Below are 625 nucleotides of genomic sequence, written 5' to 3' on the forward strand. Positions count from 1 at the left end.
GGTCCGGACCCGCCTCGGCCGCAGCCGCAGCCGCAGCCGTAGCCGCGGCCGCAGTGCGCTCGCGGCGTTCGTCCAGGGCCCGGCGGTCGGCGGGGGCGATCAGGTCCCCGTCGTCCACGCGGGCCGCGGGGTCGGCGGCGGCGGCACGAAGGGCGCGCTCGAAGGCGGTGAGCAGGAGGCGCACGGTGCCCTCGTCGAGGACGTCGTGCGCGTACTCCAGGCCGATGCGCAGGCCGGCAGGGGAGCCGTCCGGCTCCCGGTGCTCCAGGCAGGCGGCGGTCAGGTCGAAGGGGGTGGTGGCAGGACCGTCCCCGGCGAAGCGGCCCGGGACCGTGCCGAGGGCGAAGGAGGTGTCGGCGGGCGCGGCGGGCGTGAGGGTGAGCATCACCTGGAACAGCGGGTGGACGCCCGGCGTGCGGGGCGGGTTGAGGTGCTCGACGAGCAGGTCGAACGGCACCCGCTGGTGGGCGAAGGCGGCGAGGTCGGCGTCGCGGACCCGCTCGAGGAGTTCGGCGAAGGTCGGCGCGCCGGAGGTGTCGGTGGGCAGCACCAGGGTGTTGACGAAGAAGCCGACGAGGGAGTCGAGGGCCTCGTCGTCGCGTCCGGCGACCGGCGTGCCCAGGGC

1 protein-coding gene is annotated in these 625 nt (G+C 76.6%); it reads right to left on the minus strand.

Translation table 11 applies throughout. The features are described 5' to 3' along the window. A partial coding sequence (locus ACOV8S_RS31095; protein WP_448321830.1) for a condensation domain-containing protein occupies positions 1-625 on the minus strand: 625 nt, incomplete at both ends.

The sequence above is a fragment of the Streptomyces sp. CO7 genome (assembly GCF_053474865.1).